General features: G+C 34.9%; 12 protein-coding genes and 1 tRNA gene. 5 read left to right on the plus strand and 8 right to left on the minus strand.

The features are described from left to right. Positions 1–115 precede the first annotated feature (115 nt). Complete coding sequence (locus tag ACM55I_RS00465; protein ID WP_416844827.1) at positions 116–4,732, plus strand: T9SS sorting signal type C domain-containing protein; 4,617 nt, start codon at positions 116–118, stop codon at positions 4,730–4,732. A gap of 314 nt (positions 4,733–5,046) precedes the next feature. Further along, on the plus strand, positions 5,047–8,901 hold the full coding sequence (locus ACM55I_RS00470) for a T9SS sorting signal type C domain-containing protein (RefSeq protein ID WP_416844828.1): 3,855 nt from the start codon (positions 5,047–5,049) through the stop codon (positions 8,899–8,901). Positions 8,902–8,970: 69 nt separating this feature from the next. Here ACM55I_RS00470 and bioB read toward each other — a convergent pair whose 3' ends face one another. From bioB to ACM55I_RS00490, 4 genes are all read right to left on the minus strand, one after another. Next, positions 8,971–10,056: a biotin synthase BioB gene (bioB, locus tag ACM55I_RS00475; protein ID WP_416844829.1), complete on the minus strand. Its 1,086-nt coding sequence runs from the start codon at positions 10,054–10,056 to the stop codon at positions 8,971–8,973. 96 nt (positions 10,057–10,152) lie between these two features. Further along, positions 10,153–10,590 carry a hypothetical protein gene (locus ACM55I_RS00480; protein WP_416844830.1) on the minus strand — a complete coding sequence of 146 codons (438 nt, stop codon included), beginning with the start codon at positions 10,588–10,590 and terminating at the stop codon, positions 10,153–10,155. Positions 10,591–10,794: 204 nt separating this feature from the next. After that, on the minus strand, positions 10,795–11,244 hold the full coding sequence (locus tag ACM55I_RS00485; protein ID WP_416844831.1) for a hypothetical protein: 450 nt from the start codon (positions 11,242–11,244) through the stop codon (positions 10,795–10,797). 122 nt (positions 11,245–11,366) lie between these two features. Beyond that, the gene (locus tag ACM55I_RS00490) at positions 11,367–12,296 is read right to left on the minus strand and encodes a bifunctional riboflavin kinase/FAD synthetase (protein WP_416844832.1); all 930 of its coding nucleotides are present in this window, start codon (positions 12,294–12,296) and stop codon (positions 11,367–11,369) included. A 217-nt stretch (positions 12,297–12,513) separates the two neighbouring features. On the opposite strand from ACM55I_RS00490, the gene ACM55I_RS00495 reads away from it, so the two are divergent. After that, the gene (locus tag ACM55I_RS00495; protein ID WP_416844833.1) at positions 12,514–15,186 is read left to right on the plus strand and encodes a zinc-dependent metalloprotease; all 2,673 of its coding nucleotides are present in this window, start codon (positions 12,514–12,516) and stop codon (positions 15,184–15,186) included. Positions 15,187–15,238: 52 nt separating this feature from the next. Here ACM55I_RS00495 and pth read toward each other — a convergent pair whose 3' ends face one another. The 3 genes from pth to ACM55I_RS00510 form a co-directional block, all read right to left on the minus strand. Continuing rightward, complete coding sequence (gene pth, locus ACM55I_RS00500; protein ID WP_416844834.1) at positions 15,239–15,913, minus strand: aminoacyl-tRNA hydrolase; 675 nt, start codon at positions 15,911–15,913, stop codon at positions 15,239–15,241. Between the two features lie 284 nt (positions 15,914–16,197). Further along, a complete protein-coding gene (locus ACM55I_RS00505; RefSeq protein WP_416844835.1) occupies positions 16,198–16,809 on the minus strand; it encodes a 50S ribosomal protein L25/general stress protein Ctc in 612 nt (203 codons plus the stop codon). Positions 16,810–16,914: 105 nt separating this feature from the next. Then, complete coding sequence (locus ACM55I_RS00510) at positions 16,915–17,856, minus strand: ribose-phosphate pyrophosphokinase (RefSeq protein ID WP_416844836.1); 942 nt, start codon at positions 17,854–17,856, stop codon at positions 16,915–16,917. A gap of 220 nt (positions 17,857–18,076) precedes the next feature. On the opposite strand from ACM55I_RS00510, the gene ACM55I_RS00515 reads away from it, so the two are divergent. Then, positions 18,077–18,156, plus strand: a tRNA-Leu gene (locus ACM55I_RS00515). A gap of 231 nt (positions 18,157–18,387) precedes the next feature. Further along, entirely contained in the window at positions 18,388–20,304 is a 1,917-nt protein-coding gene (locus tag ACM55I_RS00520) for a glycoside hydrolase family 97 protein (RefSeq protein WP_416844837.1), read from the plus strand. A gap of 433 nt (positions 20,305–20,737) precedes the next feature. Here ACM55I_RS00520 and ACM55I_RS00525 read toward each other — a convergent pair whose 3' ends face one another. Further along, a complete protein-coding gene (locus tag ACM55I_RS00525) occupies positions 20,738–21,925 on the minus strand; it encodes an aldose epimerase family protein (protein WP_416844838.1) in 1,188 nt (395 codons plus the stop codon). Positions 21,926–21,929 lie beyond the last annotated feature (4 nt).

Raw genomic sequence — 21,929 nt, forward strand, 5'->3', positions numbered from 1 at the left:
TGCTTTTAAACGATTTAATTTTTTATATATATTATTTTTTTATGTTTTTGTAAGAATCGTCTTTTGCTAAAATACCATAGAGCGGTAAAAGATTTTATGTAAATTCAAAACAAATATGATTAAGAAATTATTACCCCATTTTTTTTTAGTTTTAATTAAATTTCCTGTTTCTTTTCAAACAAATACAAGAAAAAAAAACAGGGTTATTACCGGAGATAAATCTTTAAAATTACTGTCTTTATTTTATGACAATAAACTAAGCCTTTGTGTTTATAAAGTAGTGTTTTTTTCTGCCTTTTTATTTTCTTTTTCAATAGCAAATGCAGCCACAAGAACGAGTACAGCTACAGGGGGCTTATGGTCATCTGGGACAACTTGGGTTGGAGGTATTGCGCCCGTTGCTGGAGATAATGCAACAATAGTTGCAGGAGCAACTGTCACTGTATCTGCCTCAGCAAGTATAACCAATCTTTCTTTGAATGCAGCAACAAGTAAATTAGTTATAAGCAGCGGTCAGACACTTACCGTTTCTGGTACTTTTACTAATGTTGGAACGGGAACAAACGGAGTGAACGGACCTGGAACAATCTTGTTTAAAGGTACTGCGTCCTTTGGGGTATTAACAGCAACCGGTACTCCGCCTAATGTCACAATTGGAGATGGTGTAAGTGTAAATACCGTAACTCTAGGTGCGACTAATGTTATTGTTGCTAATCTAATCACTAATGTTGGCGCTACTCTAGCTGTAGGGGTAAGAAATCCGTTTACCATAACGGGATCTTTTAGTAATAGTGGTACTCTCACGGGTACGAGCAGCCGACTAATTCTTACAGGGAATTTTACAAATACGGGAAGTTTTGCCTTGACAACCGGTCGTTTGACTATTTCTTCTGGTAATTTTTCGAATACAGGGACTTTTACTTTAACCACGGGTCGTTTATCTCTAATATCTGGTAATTTGGTAAACTCAGGGACAGTAAAATTTTCTACGGGTATTTTAACAATAACCTCTGGAAGTTTAACGAATAACTTAACTGGTTCTATCAATTACTCAACTGCCAGTGCAGCTGCAAATTTACTTTTAGGTGGGGATTTTAATAATTCAGGTGCCGTTTCTCTTGGCCTGCCTTATGTTCAATTTACAGGTGGTGCTAATCAAACGATTCAAACATTTACTACAACAGGAACTGTTAGTATGCTAAAAACTGGCGGAATAGCAACTTTTTCTGGAAACGTAAGTGGGGGCGCATTACTGATAAATGGAACTGGAGGAACACTTAATCTGGGTACAGGGCTTGTTCATACTTTGGCAGGAGCTGTTGCACTAACTGCGGGAACATTAAACGGAGGTTCAAGTACCCTAAATTTAAAATTGGTAGGCGCAACTTTAAGCGGGACAGGAACATTATTTATTCCTGGTACTAGCACCGTAAATTTTGCGGCAGCTGGAGCACAAACTATAGCTGCTGCAAATTTGACTTTTAATAATGTGACTATCTCAGGATCTGGCTTAAGAACATTTGCAACAACACCAGCAGTTAATGGTAAACTTTCATTAGAAGGGACAACAGCTTCTCCCGTAGTTATAACTTCTGGGGTTGTAACTTATGGTTTAGGTGCTACTTTACAATATAATATGACAGTTGCTAACTCAGTAACCTCAGAAGAATGGATAACTCCGTTTCCAGGTTCGGGAGGGGTAATAATTACTAATTCGGGAATAATCACGGTTAATGCAGCTAAGGTCTTTAGTGCAAATGTACCGTTAACTATAAATAGCGGGGCAACATTAGCGAATGGCGGTTTCGGAATTTCTGGGTCTTTGGGTAGTTTATCTGTAGCTAATGGAGGAACTTTAAATCTAAGTGGTACCAGTTCTTTTCCCGTGGGTTTTACCCCAACCTTAAATGCTGGAAGTACTGTGTTGTATAGTGGAACTGCTCAAACGGTTGCAGTACAAAACTATGGTAATCTTATTCTTAATGGTTCAGGAAATAAGACCTTTGCCGGAGCTACTACTATTGCCGGGGGGGTAACTATTGGGGGAACTGCAATTGCCATTCTTCCTAATACTACTACTTCAAGTGCTCAAACACTAACATTTGGAGGTACACTTCAAACCTCAGGATTATGGGGAGGTACGGGTTCTTCTGCAAGCTTTAAAAATGCTGTTTTTGGTGGTGCTACTACTGGAATTTTGAATGTAAATACATCATGTATAGCAGGGACATGGTTAGGTGTTTTTGGGACAGACTGGAATACGTCTGGAAATTGGTGTGGCGGAATTTTACCAATATCAACTACCGATGTTACCATTATTTCTTCAGCTCCATCGCAACCTGTAATAGGTTTAGCTGGAGGGGTTTGTAAAAGTATGACTATAGGAGTGGGTGCTTCTTTGATAATAATGGGTTCTAATACATTGACAGTAAGTGGAGACTGGAATAATTCAGGAACTTTTACCGCCAATACAAGTACTGTGAATTATAATGGTATAGTCGCACAATCTATAGGGGGGTCTTCGATAAATACATTTTATAATCTAACGAATTCAAATACTAGTTTTATTGTCACTGCAGGTGCTGCAATTACTGTAAATAATACATTGAATATTAGTACTAATTCTATAATAAACATGGGAACTTTTGCATTGATTGGAGGAGGTACTTTTTCTAATTCTGGATCAGGACAGCTTAGAACGGCCAATAGTTCCGTTAGTCCAATTCCTTCTGGAAAAATATGGACTTCAAAAGTAGTATATAATACTCTTACTGGAGGTCAGTCTTTAGTTTCAGGAACATATAGCGGAACTCCATCTTCTTTAGAAATAGACAATGTATCCGGGACTCAAACTGCATTAGGAAATATTAGTACTGGAGGATCGTTTAATATAGACAATGGAGGGACTCCTACCCTTTTTATGAATGGTTTTAATCTTACCGTTGGGAGTTTAAATATTCCTACAGTAGATGCTGTTTTAGATATGAAAACTGGAGTTTTGTCTTATGCAGGTTTAACGGATATGGAAGGTAAAGTACGTTTCTCAGGAGCGACAAACGGTAAGGCTTTTGCAACAGGAATTGTAGACTATTATGGAACGGGACAAACAGTGGCTATCGGAGCCTATAATGAACTTTTGTTTTCTGGTGTTGGTGGCAGTTATACAATAGCTGGTGATTTGGATATTGCCAATACACTTACGGTTACTAATGGAGCGGTAAATGTTCTGGGGACATCTGCGGTATCGGTTGATGATGCAGTTACGGTAACAGCTCCAGGGACATTGACATTTCAAAATAATACCAGCCTAATACAAACAACATATACAGGCCTAAATTCTGGAAATATAATTGTAAAAAGAAATACAACACCACTCCTTTCAGATGATTTTACCTATTGGTCTTCACCTACAACTAGTTCGCAAACATTATATGATTTTTCGCCAAATACCCTAAGTGATAAATTTTTTATTTGTAATAATGATTGGGCTAATGTAAATGCAGCAACAACAGTTTTTGCAAAGGGTATCGGTTATGCCATTCGCGCTTCGGAGACAACTAGTACTGTTACGCCTACGATAGATACTTCATTGCAATTTTTGGGAGTTCCTAATAATGGTACTATAAATATTCCGGTTACATCAATATTAGAAAGTGGACAGCCTGCCGGGGTACGCTTGATAGGTAATCCATATCCGTCATCGATAGATGCAGATGCATTTATTGATGCTAATATTACTTCTGGAACGGGCACACAAACCATTACGGGCACATTGTATTTTTGGACACATAATCATAGAATATCTGGAAATGTTTATGATGGGGACGTAGATTATGCTACCTATACTAAAAGCGGTGGTATAGGTGTTCCTTCTGGTAATGGGAATGTTATTACACCAACAGGAGATATAGCCTCTGGTGAAGGTTTCTTTGTGGAAGTCGACGTTACAGGAGATCTTACTTTTAATAATGATATGAGAACGACAGCTACAAATAGTACTAATAGTAATTTTTATAGACAAGTTGCCACAAAAAAAACGAATGCAGATGGTAGTGAAGAGAAAGACAGAATGTGGTTTAATTTGACTAATGCTACTTCGGGAAGTCAAACGCTAGTAGGATATATAGCAAATACAACTAATGATTATGATCCAGGTTATGATGGATTAGTTTATAATGATACTCAGCCCTTCGCAATATACAGTACGCTAGGGATAGATAAGTTAGCGATACAAGGGAGAGCCTTGCCTTTTGTTGATACAGATGTTGTTCCACTGGGATATGCAGTAAATGTAGCAGGGAAGACAACTATTAGTTTAGATCATGTTGATGGATTGTTTTTAGGAGATCAAAACATTTATCTTGAGGATAAAGTATTAAATGTTGTCCATGATGTTAAATCAATGCCTTATAATTTTAATTCTGAGATAGGAACTTTCAATGATCGTTTTGTATTGCGTTATACTGACAAAACTTTAGGAACCGGTAGTTTTGAATCAAATGACACTAGCGTTTTAATTTCTAAAGATAAAAATGAATTAAAAATAAAATCAGAACTTGAAAATATAAAACGAGTTACTGTTTTTGATTTAATCGGAAGGAAAGTGTTTGATAAAGAGGCGGTAAATAGTAATGAATTCCGTACTTCAACTATTACTTTAAATAAGCAAACGGTAATAGTAAAAGTAACTTTAACTAATGGCCAGATAATTTCTAAAAAAGTACTTTACTAGCAGTATTTAACCAATTTAAAATTTTATAAAATCCCATTCTGTGTCTACAGAATGGGATTTTTTTTGAATCCAATAAATAAAAATTAAAGAGCAGCAGTCTTTAATTATTTATTCATGTTGAATTTGTAGTGAATGTTCAATTCCGCGGACATTTTATAATTATCAGGACTGTCTTAAAATTCATAGGTAAATATCACTAAAAGTGGGTATTGTATTACAAGAATATTATCTGTAATTTTATAGATGTTTTTAAAATGAAACAATTATGAATTTTTTTATCATTCATATTGAAACTATAAATCCGATTTAATTTGATGTTAAAACTACCTTTCTTCGTTATTTTGTTCAGTCTTTTTTTTATTAATTCCAGCTATTCCCAACAAGGGAAAGTAGATTTAGCATTTAATGTTTTAGATGATGGTCTTCAAGGTGATGGTTTTGATAACACGGTTAGAACTGTTTCTTTACAAGCCGATGGAAAATTAATAGTAGGAGGTGATTTTTTGAATTTTAATGGTGCTGTAACTCCGTATTTATGTAGATTGTTTTCAGATGGTTCCAAAGATATTTCTTTTGGGTTAGGCTCTGGTTTTAATGGAAAAATATATTGCTCTTTACTGCTGCCAGACGGGAAGATAATTTTAGGAGGATCTTTTACCGCTTTTGATGGCTCAGCTGCAGGACGATTAATACGACTTAACAGTGATGGTTCTTTTGATGCTACTTTTAATACTTCAGTCGCGGCAAGTACTGGTATAGTCCATGGATTAGCTTTGCAAACTGATGGTAGTATTATTATTGTTGGAAGTTTTACAAAGTATAATGGCGTAACAGCAAATCATATCGCTCGGATATTGTCAAACGGTAATTTAGACACTTCTTTTGTTACGGGTTCTGGAGCAAGTGCAAATGTAGATGAAGTTCAAATCCAAACTGATGGAAAAATAATTGTTGCAGGTTCTTTTATTTCTTTTAATGGAACTATTTGTAACCGAATAATAAGATTAAATAGTAATGGCTCTATTGATGCTACATTTGGAATTGGAACAAGTTTTAATGATAATATTGGGGCTCTTTTCTTGCAACCTGATGGAAAAATTTTGGTAGGAGGAGATTTTACAAGTTACAATGGAACTGCGGCCAATAGAATCATTCGTTTAAATACTGATGGGTCCATTGATGGTGCTTTTAGTTCCGGATCAGGATTTAGTACAGTAGGAATAAATAGTATAAAAATAAATTCTAGTGGATCGATTATGGTTGCAGGTTCTTTTACTGGAAGTTATAATGCGACAGCAGTCAATAGATTAGTTTTGTTAGGTTCTAATGGAGTAATTAATCCTTTATTTGATATTGGTTTTGGTCCTTCTTCAGCAACGGTTTATGCATTAGCCGATACACCTGATGGTTCTTGGTTTGTAGGGGGGTCTTTTTCTGTTTTTGATTCCCAAAATCAAGGCAGACTTGCCAAAATCGACGCAGTTGGAACTTTAGATATTGGATATCTAACCGCTGGTGTAGGTTTTGATAATTCGGTTTTAAAGATTATTTCTTTACCAGATAATAAGACGATGACTTTTGGGAGTTTTGCTAAATTCAATGGAGGAAGTGTCAATAGAATTGCTTGTTTGTTAGAAGATGGAGTTATCGATCCTACATTTAATTCTTCGGGTATAGGAGCGAATAATGTAATTAAGAGCGCTGTTATACAGGCGGATGATAAAATTATTTTAGTCGGCAGTTTTACAAATTATAATGGAGTTACTGCTAACAGAATAATTAGGATTTTGTCAAATGGAGATTTAGATACTACATTTTCAATTGGTACAGGAGCTAACAATCAGATATATACAGTGGTACTTCAGCCAGATGGGAAAATAATTATAGCTGGAAATTTTACGAATTACAATGGTATTTCTGTTAATAGAATTGCTAGGTTATTGCCAGATGGTACAATTGATGTAAGTTTTAGTACAGGCTTGGGTGCCGATGCTATAGTAGAAGCTCTTTTATTGCAATCGGATGGAAAGATTATTTTAGGTGGACGATTTACAACTTTCAATGGACTTTCGTATAATAAAATGGTCCGTCTGAATACGGATGGAAGCACTGATTTTGGATTTGTTATAGGCACAGGGTTTGATAAATATGTTTATGCCATTGCAATACAATCAGATAATAAACTCATTATTGGTGGGACATTTTTAAATTATGGAGGCGCTTCCGCAAAAAGAATAACCAGGCTTAATAGTAATGGTAGTTTAGATACTTCTTTTACTTCGGGAGCGGGTTTTAGTAGTGGAGAAGTCAGAACAATTTTGGTTCAACCAGACAACCGATTGCTTATAGGAGGAACTTTTTCAGGAACATATAATGGAACTGCTGTTAAACGAATGGTTCGATTGCTTACAACTGGAGTCTATGATACAACTTTTTCCGTAAATCTAAACGGTACGTTATATAGTATTTGCTTTACTCCAAATAATAAAGTGATGATTGGAGGTAATTTTAATTCTATTTCGGGTATTACAAAACATCGTATAGCTCGTATTAAATTATGCACGAACAGCTCTATTTGGGACGAAATTACTTGGAGTAATGGATTGCCATCGCCTGAAAAAACGATAATATTCAACGGAAACTTCCCTGTTTTCAACTCAACAAATGCCTGTTCTTGTTCAATAAGTTTAGGGAATACGGTCACAATTCCAAATGGAAATACTTTAGGATTGACTTTCGATTATACTGGATTAGGGACATTAGTTTTAGAAAATAATGCAGCTCTTCATCAATCGGATGATCAAATTATTAACACAGGAAATATTCGAATAAAAAGACAAACTACTCCTGTTTTAAAAACGGATTATACGTATTGGTCTTCGCCGGTTTCAAATCAAAAACTGATTGATATCTCTCCTCTCACACTTTTGGATAAGTTTTATTCTTTCGATGCTTCGGCGGATAATTGGCATAACGAAACACCAACAAATGCGATGGGTTTAGGAAACGGTTATATTATCCGTGGCCCTGAAAATTATTCAACAATAATTTCATCTATTTATGAAGCTGTTTTTTCAGGAGTTCCTAATAATGGAATTATTTCAGTTCCAATAGCAACAACTGACACTTCAAATCTTATAGGAAATCCATATCCATCCGCAATTGATGCCGATGTTTTTATTACAACAAATACCAGCGTCACAGATGGGACAATTTATCTCTGGACTCATAATACGGCTATTACAAATAATACGTATACCTCAGATGATTATGCTGTTTATAACTTGTTAGGCGGAGTAGGAACCAGTGCTGCTTTGAAATTAGGGGTAAATAATACGAAACCTAATGGTAAAATTGCCTCTGGCCAGGCATTTTTTGTAACAAGTATTAATGGGGGTGGAGCAGTCGTTTTTAATAATAGTATGCGTATTGCTGGAAATAATTCTAGTTTTTTTAAATCGAATGCAATAAAAAAACAAAAACAGATAAATATTGAGAAGGATCGAATCTGGTTAAATTTATCCAATAGCCAAGGAGCTTTCAAGCAAACTTTAATTGGCTATATAGAAGGGGCAACTAATGATTATGATGCCAGTTTTGATGGGGAAAGTTTTGACGGAAATGAATACATCGATTTTTATAGTATTAATCAGGATAAGAATTTAGTGATTCAAGGTAGGGCTTTACCATTTAACGAAACAGATGTTATTCCTTTAGGTTACAGTACAACTATTGAGGGTGTTTTTACAATAAATATTGATACCGTTGATGGATTATTATCCAATCAAGTGGTTTTTATAGAAGACAAGTTAAACAATACAAATTTTGATTTAAAAAGTGGGAGTTATACTTTTAATACAGAAATAGGTGCTTTTAATAACCGTTTTGTATTGCATTTTATGGATAAAACTTTAGCTGTGAAAACGTTTCAAACAGAGAAAGATTCTGTTTTAGTGTTTAATAAAAACAAACAAATACAAATAAATTCAACAGCGGAAGTCATAGATAAAATTATACTATATGATTTGTCAGGAAGAAAAATATATCAAAAAAATAATATAGATAGCATTGAATTTTTGGTGCCAAATTTGGTTTCAAACCGATCAATCGTATTAGTAAAAATTGTGTTACAAAATGGGCATACAGTTAACAAGAAAATTATTTATTAAAAAAAGTGATGTATAAAAACACACCATCTGATAGTAACAGATGGTGTGTTTTTATATGCTTTGAAAAGTTTATTTTTCTTTATTGGATGCTTCAAGATTTCTCTCGATGCTATGTCCCGGTCTTGACCATTTTGGTTTTTCACCTAACGGAGCAAATTGAGAATCTGCTGCTTCAACCGTTTGTGGCTGAGAAACTTTTGTAAATGGTTTTTGAGGATTTAAACCCAACATTTCAAACATTTTCATGTCTTCATTTACATCAGGATTTGGAGTAGTTAGTAATTTATCTCCAGCAAATATAGAATTGGCACCAGCAAAGAAACACATAGCTTGTCCCTCACGGCTCATGTTCATTCTTCCGGCAGATAAACGTACTTGAGTTTCCGGCATGATAATTCTGGTAGTGGCTACCATTCTAATCATTTCCCAAATTTCTACTGGTTTTTCTTCTTCCATCGGGGTTCCTTCAACAGCAACCAATGCATTTATTGGCACTGATTCTGGTTGGGGATTTAATGTAGAAAGTGCTACAAGCATTCCAGCTCTGTCTTCAATACTTTCTCCCATTCCTATAATTCCACCGCTACAAACAGTAACATTCGTTTTACGAACATTCTCTATGGTTTGTAAACGGTCTTCAAATCCGCGTGTTGAGATTACTTCTTTGTAATATTCTTCTGAAGTGTCTAAATTGTGGTTGTAAGCATATAAACCAGCTTCTGCCAAACGATGTGCCTGGTTTTCAGTGATCATTCCAAGTGTACAACACACTTCCATGTCCAGTTTATTTATGGTACGAACCATTTCCAATACTTGGTCAAATTCAGGACCATCTTTTACATTTCTCCATGCTGCTCCCATACATACACGGGAAGAACCACTTGATTTAGCTCGTAAAGCTTGTGCTTTTACTTGGCTTACAGACATTAGATCATTGCCTTCAACAGCTGTATGATAACGGGCTGCTTGTGGACAATACCCACAATCTTCTGGGCAACCACCTGTTTTTATGGATAATAAAGTCGAAACTTGAACGACATTAGGGTCATGATGTTCTCTATGAATTGAAGCTGCTTCAAAAAGCAAATCCATCATAGGTTTATTATATATTGCGATAATTTCGTCTTTCGTCCAGTTATGTTTTGTAATGCTCATCTATACGATTTTTTGATGCACCAAAAGTAGTCAAATTGTTCTAAAGAAGCAATGCAATAGTGTCTAAAAGCCAAAGTAGAATAATTTATGGACTAGTTAATCAGTTGTAAGACGGTTGTTCCAATATAACATGAGCAACATGGTAACAATTACTGAAGAGGCAATCCCTTCAAAGAGTAAACAAATAGAATAAGTGTTTACGGATGGATTTCCGCCAAATAAAAATGTTTTCGGTAAGGATTTCACATAGGAATCTCCGCCTTGCATGTAGCTATAGACCACCAGTCCGATGATGCTTAAAAATACGCCTACAAGTGATGTAGTCATTGCTGATATTGCATTAGCAATGAATGTTTTTTTACCTTCTGCAAGATTCATTGCTATAGTTCTGTTTACGCCATAAAAAACAAAAAACACATTAACAAGGCGTAAGTAAAATAAATCGGCATAACCTAATGCATTCATTAATAGAAAGTAAACGCCAATTCCAATAAAAATAAGACATCCGTTTAATAACTCTTTTGGTAGTTTCATAGGATTAGTTTTTTAAATTAAAATAATTTAGTTCGTTTAGAAACAGAATGTCTTTTTGATTTTGAAAAGATGGTTTTTTGAAATCTACAGCGCTTTTTTTCTTGTGTCTCTAAGTTAAATGTCTATTTATATTATGAAATTGCAGCTGTAAATTGTTTCTTTATGATAGTTGAATACAAACCAGAAAAGTAGATTTTTATTGATTTAACTTTGATGCTTATCCGAAGAGTAAAGGCTGTCCCAATACAATAGTAGCATAAATGTGACAATTACAGCTGATACGATTCCTTCAAAAAGCAAAGAAATAGAATAGGTCATTACTGAGGGATTTCCTCCAAATAAAAAAGTTTTTGACAATGAACCTACATAAGCATCACCACCTCTTGAATAGCTGTAAGTTATGAGTCCAATGACACTTAAAAAAATCCCTGTGAGCGATGTGGTTAATGCCGAAGCAGCATTAGAAACAAGAATAGTTTTCCCTTCGGTAAAATTTGCTTTTAAAGTTCTGTTGGTACCGTAAAAAACAAATAATACATTGAAGAGGCGTAAGTAAAACAAATCAGCAAGACCTAAAAGCTCCATAAACAAAAAGTAAAGTCCAATTCCAAGGAAAATTATAAATCCGTTGTAAAATTCTTTTGGCATTTTCATATGATTAATTTTTAGAAGAGTTAAAAATAATACGACTATGAGAAACAATATATGTACATCAAATTTACAGAAAATATGACAATATTTTATGAAATGTGTTAAAAAAAGAATTTAATATGAAGTTAAATTTTACTCAGGTAATCCGTTGCCGTTTTTTTGTCTTTTTCAAGTTGCTCTTTTAAAAGTGCTACCGAATCAAATTTTTGTTCAGAACGAATTCTGTGCAAAATGGAAATCCTGATTTTTTGGTTGTATAAATCGGTATCAAAATCAAAATAATGGACTTCTATAGTTTGAATTTGCCCGTCAACAGTAGGATTAAATCCAATGTTCATCATACCAAAAACAGTTTTTTGGTTGATGGTGCTTTTTACAATATAAACCCCATTTTGTGGAATAAGCTTGTAATTTTCTTCTATTTTTAAGTTGGCAGTTGGAAAGTTGATGGTTCTTCCTAATTGTTTTCCTTTAACAACGATTCCAGTTAAGAAATAATCATAGCCTAAATATTTATTTGCCAAATCCATGTCCCCATCTAACAATGCCGTTCTGATTTTAGTGGAACTTACTGAAATGTCATTTATTTCTTGAACTGATATTTGCTCTACTTCAAAATTATACTCTTTTCCAAAAGCAATAAGGTCGTCAATGTTTGCTGTACGATTTCGACCAAATCGATGGTCATAACCTATTATTATTTTTTGAATATGAAATCGGTCTACAAGAATTGTTTTTACAAACTCTTCGGCTGTCAATCTCGAAAAAGTCTCATCAAAAGGGTGGATGACAAGATTTTCAATACCTATTTGCTCCAGTAAATCTATTTTTTCATCTATAGTATTGAGTAGTTTTATGTCGGAATGTTCTTGTAAAACCATTCTGGGATGGGGAAAAAAAGTAAGCACTAAACTTTCGTAGTCTTCGTTTTTTGTTTTTTGGATAAGCTTTTCCAGAATTTTTTTGTGACCAATATGAACTCCGTCAAAGGTGCCTAAAGTTAGGATTGTTTTTTTATTGGAACTGAAATCGTTTATAGAATGGAAAATCTTCAAAGCAAATGTTTTATAATAGTGCAAATTTATACTATCTATTTTAAAAGTAACGGTATGGAAATTAATTTTCGATAGAATTTAGCCTCGTTTCTTAAAAAAGCAGCAAAAAAATAAAAAAATAAACCTCTAAGAACTCATGATTCCTTTAAAATATTTAGAATTACTTTTATACATTAACATAAATGCTTTAATTTTGAAGTTCAAACACCCACTAACCATGAAAAGAATTATACTATTCTTTGTAATTATTGTTTCTAATTCAATAATCAATGCTCAAAACGGGTCTCCTTGGAAAAGAATTGATCGAAATAAGGTTGCTGTTTCAGATCGAATAAGTGTAAAACCAATTACGGATAATCAATTGTTATTTAAATTTGATGAAAGTTTAATTAAAGAATCCTTGTTATCACTCCAAAATAAAACAAGGAAGGAGAATAGAATTGAGATTTCAATTCCAAATATGAATGGTGTTTTAGAAAAATTTTCCGTTTGGGAGTCTTCTAATTTTGAACCTGAATTGCAAGCAAAATATCCAGATATAAGGGCTTATAACGGTATTGGGATTACTGATAAAAATGCATCTCTTTATTTTAGTTTCTCACCAAAAGGGATTCAGACTATGATTTTGAGAGGGGAAAGTGGTTCAGAATTTATTGAGCCGTATTCAAAAGACAATACTGTCTATGTTCTTTTTAATTCGAAAAATAGATCCACAGGAAGTTTGCCATTTGTCTGTAAAACAGAAGATGTTGCATTAAACAAACACTTGCTAAGTAAAACCAGTGAAATTGCAGCGAGTAATAAGGTTTTCAAAACCTTGAAACTTGCGTTGTCTTGTACAGGTGAATATGCTACTTATTTTGGAGGAACTGTTAATGGAGCATTGGCAGCCATGAATGCTACTATGACTAGAGTAAATGGAATCTTTAATAAAGATTTAGCCGTAAAATTGAGTATTATCGCAAATGATAATCTCATAATTTATACAAATGCGGCAACTGATCCATATTCTGATGCAACTGCCGGAGCAGGAGGTAAGTGGAATCAAGAGTTACAGAGTAATTTAAGTAGTACGATAACAGATGGAGGGTATGATATGGGACATTTATTTGGAGCTACAGGTAGTGGGGGTAATTCTGGTTGTATAGGTTGTGTGTGTGTGAATCCTACTATTGCTAATCCATTAGCAAAAGGGAGTGCTTTTACATCACCAGCTGATGCGAAACCTGCTGGGGATACCTTTGACATTGATTTTGTAGCACATGAGATGGGGCATCAATTAGGTGCTAACCACACCTTTTCTTATTCACTTGAAGGAACGGGAGTATGTGTTGAGCCAGGAAGCGGATCAACAATTATGGGTTATGCTGGGATTACGGATTATGATGTTCAAGCAAATTCGGATGATTACTTTGCTTATGTAAGCATTAAACAAATACAAGATAATCTTTTGAATAAAACGTGTCCAGTTAGTACTGTAATAAGTAATAGTCCTCCAACAATTAGTGCGGGTTTAGATTATACTATTCCTAACGGAACTGCTTTTAAGTTGACAGGTACGGGCTCTGATGTTAATGGAGATACTATTTCTTATTGTTGGGAACAAAATGACACAGCTACTACTACAAGCGGAGCAAATAGTATTGCTTTACCCACCAAAATAGATGGCCCTCTTTTTAGATCTATGTATCCAAGTAGTTCACCTATACGATATATGCCTACTTACAGTACTGTATTGTCCAGTAAATTAACTACAACATGGGAATCAGTTTCCACAATTGCAAGAACACTTCATTTTACTTTAACAGGCAGAGACAACGCTGCACTTGGAACGGCTCAAACGGGTACAGATGAAATGATTGTAAATGTAAGCGGAACAGTTGGTCCATTTGCAGTAACCTCACAAAATACAGAAAATTTGAGTTGGTTTTATGGAACATCGCAAACAATAACTTGGAGTGGATATGACTCAACCTTACAAGGTTCTCAATTTGTGAATATCAAACTTTCTACTGATGGTGGGTTAACTTTTCCAACAACTTTAGTTTCGGCGACTCCAAATGATGGTTCACAAACAGTAACGGTTCCAAATATTACTGCAAAAAATTGTCGAATTTTGATTGAACCAACAGCAAATATCTATTATGCAGTAAACAGCAAGTCCTTTGCTATTGGATATTCGGTTACTTCTTCTTGTAATACGTATACTTTTGCAGCTCCTTTTTCAATACCGGAATCAACAACTTATACTTCTAAAACAATCAATGCTTCTGGTTCAATAGGAGCTATAGCAGATGTAAATGTTTCTGTTGGTCTTACTCATACTTATTTGTCTGACGTGCAAATAGATTTGGTAAGTCCGCTAGGGACAACTGTAAGATTACTTGAAAGAAGTTGTGGATCCACTAGTGGTAGCTTAGTGTTGAATTATGATGATTTAGGAGGGGTTTTAGCTTGTGGGACTACGGCTGCTCAAACCGTAGCTCCATTTGAGCCCTTATCTGCTTTTAATGGACAAAATCAACAAGGAGCTTGGACATTGAGAGTTCGGGATGCTTATCAAGCTAATGTGGGAACATTAGATTCGGCATCGATAACAATTTGTACACAAACCTTTACTTTAGCGGCGCCGGATTTTCAAATCAATGATTTTGTCTTGTATCCAAATCCAAACAAAGGGAATTTTAATATTCAATTTACCAGTGCATCATCAAATGGGGTGAAGGTATTAGTGCATGATTTGTTGGGCAGAAAACTTTTTGAGAATAAATTTGAAAGCAATTCTAATTTTAATGAAAACATTCAATTGAAAAATGTTCAACCCGGACTTTATTTATTGACCGTGATTGATGGAGATAGGAAAGAGGTAAGAAAGATCGTGATTGAATAATCACAAAATAGAATTACTAAAAAAGGGAAACGTATAAAATGTTTCCCTTTTTTTATTTTCCATTAAATGAAGTCATGGTGATTTCTAATCCAGCTGTTCCAAATGATTTTATAATCTCTGAAGCTAATTCTAGTCGTTCGGGAAGTGCTACTTTTTCAGCATCGTCCCAGTCTCCAAGGACATAATCAACTTGTTTTCCTTTTTTGAATTCATCACTAATCCCAAAACGGAATCGCGCGTAGTTCTGTGTATTCAGGACAAGATTGATATTTTTTAATCCGTTGTGTCCGCCATCGCTTCCTTTTTGTCTGATGCGAATGGTTCCAAAGGAAAGATTCAAATCATCGGTGATTACCAAGATGTTTTCCCAAGGAATTTTTTCTTTTTCCATCCAGTATTGTACTGCTTTCCCGCTCAAATTCATGTAGGTATTGGGTTTCAAAAGTAAAAAAGTCCTTCCTTTGAATTTATATTCGGCTAGGGAACCCAATTTTACGGTTTCGAAATTGATTCCTTCTTTTCGAGCTAAAAAATCGACTACTTTAAAACCGATGTTGTGTCGTGTGTTTACATATTCGGCACCAATGTTGCCGAGTCCAACTATTAAAAATTTATTACTCACGCTTTTTATATTGTTTTTTTTGTGTTCTTGAACCTCCGGTTTCATACAATCCGTATTGTCTTCTGTTTTTGTCGATGAGAATAAATTTGAAATCCATTTTATCATGTTGCAAAAATAGACTTAATTAGAGTATTGGACTATTAGATTTTTAGAAAATCGTTATTGAGAACAAAATAGTTCTGAGTAGCCCTGATGGGAATGGCATCCTTTTTTTATTTTTCCTGTCCGGGTTCTAAACCCTGACAGGAAAAAAGGGAAAAAGATAGAATGGACAGCAGGAGGATTCGTGCTTGAAATGGAGCTATTTGTGCTCCTAGTAATAAAAAAATAAAAGCATAAAAAAAGCACCAGTTTTACAACTGATGCTTTCTTGAATGATTGAAAAAATATTATTTTTTCTTTCCTTTTACAGGAGCTTTCGCTGCTTTTGCTGCCTCTTGAGCCGCTTTCATTGCAGCACGAGAAATCTTCACTTGACAAATTACTGTGTTGTCGGGGTGCATGATTTTGTAGTCTGGAGAAGCCACTTTAGTAACGTATAATTTGTTACCCATGTCAAGTGGAGTAATATCAGCTTCGATGAAATCTGGAAGATTTTTCGGTAAAGCTTTTACTTTAAGTTTACGTGTGTTCAAACGTAAATCTCCACCACCCATAACTCCTTTAGAGTTACCAACGATTTTCACAGGAACTTCCATAGTGATTTCTTTGTCATCAAATAATTGAAAGAAGTCAATATGTAAAATCTTGTCAGACACCGGGTGAACCTGGATGTCTTGTAAAATAGCGTTAAATGATTTTCCTTTTCCAAGATCGATCTCAACTGTGTGAGCGTTTGGAGTGTAAACCAAGTTTTTGAAAGCCATAACTTCTGCTGAGAAATGAACTGCCTGATTTCCTCCGTATAATACGCAAGGAACCAATCCAGCATTACGTAAGGCTTTAGTTGCTACTTTGCCCACGCTTTCTCTTTCTGATCCTTTAATTGTAATCGATTTCATTGTAAAAAAAATATAGTTATTAATAATATTACTTGTTTGGCTTCCAGTTTTGGGCTTTCAGCAAGGCTTTATAACTTTAATAGATTAGACTTTATGCCTAACGTATTACATTATAAATTTTCCACTAATGGAATTGTTGTGGTGCACCATGTGCATAACTTCGGCAAAAAGTGGTGCACAACTCAACACTTTTATTTTGTTTGATTCTTTCTTTAATGGAATAGAATCGGTAACTATCAATTCTAATAATTTAGAATTTTCTATTTTTTCGTAAGCACCACCGGATAAAATGGCGTGCGTACAAATGGCTCTTACACTTAATGCTCCTTTTTCGATCATTAAATCTGCGGCTTTCGCCAAAGTGCCTCCGGTATCAATCATGTCATCTACTAAGATTACATTTCTACCTTTTACCTCACCAATTAATTCCATGGTGTCGATAACGTTTGCTTCTTTTCTTTGTTTGTAGCAAATAACTACATCTGAATTTAAAAATTTAGAATAAGCATAAGCTCTTTTAGAACCTCCCATGTCTGGAGAAGCAATCGTTAAATTGTCTAAACCTAAACTTTCTATATACGGTATGAAAATAGTCGATGCAAAAAGATGATCTACTGGTTTTTCAAAGAATCCTTGAATTTGATCAGCATGCAAATCCATGGTCATTACTCTTGTTGCGCCTGCAGCATCTAATAAATTAGCTACTAATTTAGCTCCTATCGGAACTCTTGGCTTGTCTTTTCTATCTTGTCTTGCCCAGCCAAAGTAAGGAATTACTGCGGTAATGTGTCTTGCCGAAGCACGTTTTGCAGCATCAATCATCAGTAACATTTCCATTAAATTGTCTGCAGTTGGAAAAGTTGAACAAACGATAAACACGCGTAAACCCCTGATAGACTCCTCGTAAGAAGGCTGAAATTCACCGTCGCTGTACTTTGACATGGTGATTTTTCCTAATGGGATTCCGTATTGCTCTGCTATTTTTTCTGCAAGATAGACACTTTGTGAACAAGCAAAAATTTTAGCTTCTGGTTCTAGGTGTGACATTTAATTTGTTGTTTTGTAGTTAGTTGTGTGTTCCGTTTTTAGCGAGGTGCAAATTTATAAAATTTATTCAACTCTGAAAGGAAAATTTTAAGTATTTTTAGTTGAACATTTAATATTATTTTTTACATTTGCACCGTGTTAAAGGAATTGATGGTTGATTTAAACACAATCACATCTTTTATTGCGTTGAGGTAACTGTCGTTATTTCATGTCTAGCTAAGCCCGGATGGCGGAATTGGTAGACGCGCTGGTCTCAAACACCTGTGGGAAACCGTGCCGGTTCGACTCCGGCTCCGGGTACAAAAACCGCTTCGAAAGAAGCGGTTTTTTTGGTTTTATACGTTTTTTCTTCTCCAGAAATATTCATTTTAAAATTGTTAATTACTTGATTACTGGTCAATTTGTAGCGTTTTTTTATAATCAAATTCATTTTTTTGTGATATTCTAAATTAAGTCAGGAAATTTTAACTACATCGTTATTTATATAAATTTATTTTCGTATCCTTGTAAGTGTAGATTAAACATTTAATTATGAAAAAAATAGTTTTGCTAACTTTATTGGCAGTGTCATTAACTTCGTTTGTGGGGAAACCAACCGCTTATTATTTTGTCAATTCGGATAAAACAATAAAAATGGAATTTAATCTAACTGCAAAGAAGACGCCTTCTTACAAAGTTTTCTTTAAAGATAAATTGGTCATCAATACTTCCGATTTGGGGATTATAAGAGAAGATGCCAATTTTTATACCGGTTTAAAAATAGTAAATGTTTCTTCGCTAAAACCAATTAAATCAACCTATTCCATGTTACAAGGGAAACGAAAACAAATCTCTTATGCTGCAAATCAATATACGGTGCGATTACAAAACAGTACCGGAGAAGTTATTGAAATTATTTTTCAATTATCCCACGATGGAATTGCGTTGCGATACCATTTCCCAGAAACTTCAACAGCAATCAAAAAAATAGTCGAAGAAAAAACTACTTATAATTTTGACACTAAGACAAAAGCTTGGTTGCAACCCATGTCTAAAGCTAAAACAGGATGGAAAGAAACCAATCCTGCTTATGAGGAACATTATGCTATGGGCGTTCCCGTAAATACAAAACCAGTGATTGGTGAAGGGTGGGTGTATCCGGCTTTGTTTCATGCAAATAACACTTGGCTTTTAGTTTCTGAAGTGGGATTGCCAAGGAATTACTGTGGCAGCCGATTGGTGTATAATGACATTTCAAAAGCGATGCAGGTAACTTTTCCACAAAAAGAAGAAATTTTTCCTAATGGTGCTTTGAATCCTGAATCTACTTTGCCTTGGTTTACCCCTTGGCGAATTATAACCATTGGTTCCTTAAAAACAATCACCGAAAGTACTATGGGAACAGATTTAGCTGATCCGTCCATCGCGATGGATACTTCTTTCATAAAAAGTGGGCTGTCTTCTTGGAGTTGGGTTTTGCTAAAAGATGAATCGGTTAATTATGAAACTACGGTAAAATTCGTTGATTACGCTTCCAAAATGAATTGGCCGTATAGCTTAATTGATGCTGATTGGGATACTAGAATTGGCTATGATAAAATGAAGGAATTAGCGGCTTACGCCAAAGGTAAAAATGTGAAGCTATTGGTTTGGTACAATTCATCAGGCTCATGGAACAGCACTGAATACCATCCTAAAAGCAAATTATTGACTCATGCCGACAGAGATAGAGAATTTACTAGACTTATGGATATGGGAATTGCAGGAATAAAAGTAGATTTCTTTGGTGGCGACGGACAATCGATGATTGGGTATTATCATGATATGTTAGTAGATGCTGCTGCTCATAAGCTAATGGTAAATTTCCATGGCGCCACTTTGCCTAGAGGATGGCAACGTACGTACCCTAATTTAGTTTCCACAGAAGCAGTTAAGGGTTATGAGTACATTACGTTTTTTCAGGATATTGCTGATTTGGCTCCAAGTCATTGCTCTATGCTTCCTTTTGCACGTAATGTTTTTGATCCAATGGATTTTACGCCAATGGTCTTGGATTCCATTCCAAACATAACTAGAAAAACAACTCCAGCTTTCGAATTGGCATTGCCTGTTTTATTCTTATCCGGAGTGCAACATATTGCTGAAATTCCAGAAGGAATGGCGAAAATGCCACAGTACGTAGTGGGTTATTTAAAAGATATTCCAACAAATTGGGATGATTCTAAATTTATTGCCGGTTATCCAGGGAAGTACATTGTAATGGCAAGAAAAAAAGATAACGTTTGGCATATCGTTGGTATAAATGGAGAAAACACTGCCAAAGAAATAGAGATTGATTTGTCTTTTGTAACCAATGCTAAAGGGTTTGTTATTTCTGAAAATGAGAAAGGATTTCAACAAAATGCAGTGTCAAAAAGTAAACTGAAAGTAACTATGAAACCTCATGGTGGGTTTGTGGTGAAGATATAATGTTTTAAAAGGACGTTATTAATTTTAAAAGACCTCGAGAGTTTATGCTTTCGAGGTTTTTTTGTGGGTGTTAGTTTAAGATATTGTTATACTATTTTAGTATCGAATTTACTAGAACAGGGAATTTGTCATTTCGACGAAGGAGAAATCACATTAGTTGCTCTCGTTATGTGATTTGCTTCGCCTGTTCGCTATCGCTCGGGTCTCCTTCGTCGAAATGACAAATAATAAGGATTCTTCCCAGTAAATTATAAGCCTACTTTAATTTATTTCTTTATAAAGAAATCTAAAACGGAATAAACAAGCATAAAAAAACCCCGGAAGCTTTACTTCCGGGCTTACTAACTAATTCCATATGATAAACCAAACCATTCAACTTATTAATTACGGTATAGAAAAATAATCTATAATAGTTAGTGTCTTTTTATTAAACTTATTTTACTGAAAATTTAAATGTAGTTTTTGTTTTGTAATTCTCCCCTGGGCTTAAAACCGTAGATGGAAAATCTTTTTGATTTGGAGAATCTGGATAATGTTGCGTTTCTAAACAAAAGCCAGTTCTGTGCGCGTACGTACCACCGTTTCTCATTGGTAAAGTACCGTCTAAGAAGTTTCCGGTATAGAATTGTATTCCCGGTTGATCGGTATATACTTCTAATACTCTTCCGCTTCCTGCATCATAGGCAGATGCCGCAAAGCGATATCCCTTATCCTGATTGTTGAGTACCCAACAATGGTCGTAACCCAATCCGTTTTTCAATTGTTCGTCTTTGGCTTCTATGTCTTTTCCAATAGCTTTTGGTTTTCTGAAATCGAAAGGCGTATTAGTTACATCCGTTAGTTTACCTGTTGGGATAAGTGTTGCAGCTACTGGAACTAATTTATCTGCATCTATTGTGATTTGTTCATCTAAAATAGGTTTAGAAAAATCTGCTGACAAGTTAAAGTAAGAATGCTGTGTCAAATTCACAATCGTTTTCTTGTCAGTAGTCGCTTCATAAAGTACATCTAAAGAATTATCATTTTTTAGCGTGTAGGTTACAAAAACGGTCAAGTTTCCTGGATAACCTTCTTCCATATTCTTGCTTACATACTTCAATTTCAACGAAGCGCTGTCTCCACCTTTTGCTTCAGCGGCAGTCCAAACGACTCTGTTAAAGCCTTCTGGGCCACCATGTAATGCATTAGGCGCATTGTTGATAGCTAATGAATATTCTTTTCCGTCTAAAGTAAATTTACCTTTTGCAATTCGGTTGCCATATCTTCCAATGATAGCTCCAAAGTATGGATTTGCTTTCATGTATTGTTCCAAAGAATTGAAACCAATAACAACTTCTTCAGATTTTCCCGCTTTATTAGGCACTTTTAAAGAAGAAATAATACCACCATAAGTAATGATATTTACTTCCATTCCCTTTTGGTTTTTCAGGGTATAGCGCTCTATTTTTTCTCCTTTTGGCGTAGTGCCATACGCTGTTTTTGCTATAGACACTGAATCTGTAGCTTTAGTCTCTAAAGTAGTTTCATCGGCTCCAGCCTTTTTATCTCCTTTACATTGAATATTCATACTTGCTAAACTCATAATGGAAATTCCATAAATACAACGTTTTATTACATTCATAATT

Source organism: Flavobacterium algoris, assembly GCF_048158525.1.
In the GTDB taxonomy this organism is placed as follows: domain Bacteria; phylum Bacteroidota; class Bacteroidia; order Flavobacteriales; family Flavobacteriaceae; genus Flavobacterium; species Flavobacterium algoris.

Excerpts from the sequence above, each read along its gene's own strand:
- ACM55I_RS00505 (WP_416844835.1), bottom strand. The coding sequence starts at position 16,809 with ATGAAATCGATTACAATTAAAGGATCAGAAAGAGAAAGCGTGGGCAAA.
- ACM55I_RS00480 (WP_416844830.1), bottom strand. The coding sequence starts at position 10,590 with ATGAAACTACCAAAAGAGTTATTAAACGGATGTCTTATTTTTATTGGA.
- ACM55I_RS00495 (WP_416844833.1), top strand. The coding sequence starts at position 12,514 with ATGAAAAGAATTATACTATTCTTTGTAATTATTGTTTCTAATTCAATA.
- ACM55I_RS00520 (WP_416844837.1), top strand. The coding sequence starts at position 18,388 with ATGAAAAAAATAGTTTTGCTAACTTTATTGGCAGTGTCATTAACTTCG.
- ACM55I_RS00465 (WP_416844827.1), top strand. The coding sequence starts at position 116 with ATGATTAAGAAATTATTACCCCATTTTTTTTTAGTTTTAATTAAATTT.
- pth (WP_416844834.1), bottom strand. The coding sequence starts at position 15,913 with ATGATAAAATGGATTTCAAATTTATTCTCATCGACAAAAACAGAAGAC.
- ACM55I_RS00470 (WP_416844828.1), top strand. The coding sequence starts at position 5,047 with ATGTTAAAACTACCTTTCTTCGTTATTTTGTTCAGTCTTTTTTTTATT.
- bioB (WP_416844829.1), bottom strand. The coding sequence starts at position 10,056 with ATGAGCATTACAAAACATAACTGGACGAAAGACGAAATTATCGCAATA.
- ACM55I_RS00485 (WP_416844831.1), bottom strand. The coding sequence starts at position 11,244 with ATGAAAATGCCAAAAGAATTTTACAACGGATTTATAATTTTCCTTGGA.
- ACM55I_RS00510 (WP_416844836.1), bottom strand. The coding sequence starts at position 17,856 with ATGTCACACCTAGAACCAGAAGCTAAAATTTTTGCTTGTTCACAAAGT.
- ACM55I_RS00525 (WP_416844838.1), bottom strand. The coding sequence starts at position 21,925 with ATGAATGTAATAAAACGTTGTATTTATGGAATTTCCATTATGAGTTTA.